This window comes from Skermanella sp. (genome assembly GCF_059503625.1).
In genome coordinates this window covers 1-1,767 of record NZ_JCACHA010000994.1, presented here as the reverse complement: position 1 = coordinate 1,767, position 1,767 = coordinate 1, and the positions used below count along the sequence as shown (strand labels likewise).

The 1,767-nt window shown below is 66.3% G+C and carries 2 protein-coding genes; both read left to right on the top strand.

Going from position 1 to position 1,767, the window contains the following annotated elements; translation table 11 throughout:
• Window positions 1–70: 70 nt before the first annotated feature.
• On the top strand, window positions 71–580 hold the full coding sequence (gene bchF / locus AC5JJ6_RS36390; RefSeq protein ID WP_496046713.1) for a 2-vinyl bacteriochlorophyllide hydratase: 510 nt from the start codon (window positions 71–73) through the stop codon (window positions 578–580).
• Window positions 577–1,767 (top strand): ferredoxin:protochlorophyllide reductase (ATP-dependent) subunit N (locus AC5JJ6_RS36385; protein ID WP_496046712.1); only part of this gene is annotated, 1,191 nt, incomplete at its 3' end. The genes bchF and AC5JJ6_RS36385, both read left to right, overlap by 4 nt.

Genomic DNA, 1,767 nt, shown 5'->3' with positions numbered 1-1,767 from the left:
GGGCGCCGAAGCGCGGTTGGGGTTCCAGCCGCCGCACCCGGCAACCCACCGCATCCCAGGGAGGACGTGAATGAAACAGGGTCGGAACCCGCCACTTTATACGCCGGAACAACGGAAACGCCGCAACCAGTCGCCCTGGACACTTGTTCAAGGCATCCTGGCCCCCATCCAATTCGTCGTTTTCCTTGCCAGCCTGTGCCTGGTGCTCCGGTATCTGGCGACCGGCGAAGGGTTGGGCATCGCCACCGCCTCCGTCGTGGTCAAGACGCTGACGCTCTACGCGATCATGATCACCGGCTGCATCTGGGAGAAGGTGGTCTTCGGCCGCTACCTGTTCGCCCCCGCCTTCTACTGGGAAGACGTGTTCAGCATGCTGGTGCTGGCGCTGCATACCGCATATCTGGCGGCGGTGGCCTTCGATTTGCTCGGTGCTCAGGGGCAGATGATCCTGGCGCTCGCGGCCTATGCCACCTACGTCATCAACGCCACCCAGTTCATCCTGAAGCTGCGCGCCGCCCGGCGCGGCGACAACGGCGCTCATGCCGTCGCCCCTTCGAACGCGCTGGAGGGGGCACGATGACCGCGCTTCCGAACCCTCCGGTCCTTCAAGAGCGCGGCCAGCGCGAAGTCTTCTGCGGCCTGACCGGCATCATCTGGCTCCACCGCAAGATCCAGGACGCGTTCTTTCTGGTGGTCGGCTCCCGCACCTGCGCCCACCTGATCCAGTCGGCCGCCGGCGTCATGATCTTCGCCGAGCCGCGCTTCGCCACCGCCATCATCGAGGAACGCGATCTGGCCGGGATGGCCGACATGAACGAGGAGTTGGACAAGGCAGTCACCAGGCTGCTGGAACGCCGCCCCGATATCCGCCTGCTGTTCCTGGTCGGCTCCTGCCCGTCGGAAGTGATCAAGCTGGACCTTTCGCGGGCAGCCCTCCGCCTGTCCCGCGACCACAGCCCGCGCGTCCGCATACTCAGCTATTCCGGCAGCGGGATCGAGACGACCTTTACCCAGGGCGAAGACGCCTGCCTCGCCTCGCTGGTCTCGGAACTTCCCGCGTCGGAAGACCGGTCGCTGCTGGTCGTGGGCGCTCTCGCCGACGTGGTCGAGGACCAGTTCCGGCGGATCTTCGACGATCTGGGCATCGGCCCCGTCCATTTCCTGCCGCCGCGCCGAGCATCCGACCTTCCCGGCATCGGCCCCAGAACCTCGTTCCTGCTGGCGCAACCTTTCCTGGCGGAAACCGCCCGGTTGCTGGAACAGCGCGGCGCCGCCCGCCTGTCCGCCCCCTTCCCGCTCGGCGCCGAAGGCACCACCGCATGGCTCAAAGCCGCGGCGAGTGCCTGGAACGTCGAACCCGAGCGTTTTGAAAGAGTCGTCTCCCCCTGCCGCGAAAGATCGCGGGCCGCGCTTGCCCGATTCCGTTCCGACCTTGCGGGCAAGCGCGTTTTCTTTTTCCCCGACAGCCAGCTCGAAATCCCGATCGCCCGTTTCCTGGCGACCGAACTTTCGATGCGGCTGATCGAAGTCGGCACGCCCTATCTCCACCGCGCCCATCTGGCGGAGGAACTGGCGCTGCTGCCTCCTGGCACACTGCTGAGCGAAGGCCAGCACGTCGAACGCCAGCTCGACCGCTGCCGGGCCGCCCAGCCCGACATCACGGTCTGCGGCCTCGGCCTTGCCAACCCGCTGGAGGCGGAAGGCCTGACGACCAAGTGGTCGATCGAGCTGCTGTTCACTCCTATCCATGGCTACGAGCAGGCCTCC

Excerpts from the sequence above, each read along its gene's own strand:
- bchF (WP_496046713.1), top strand. The coding sequence starts at position 71 with ATGAAACAGGGTCGGAACCCGCCACTTTATACGCCGGAACAACGGAAA.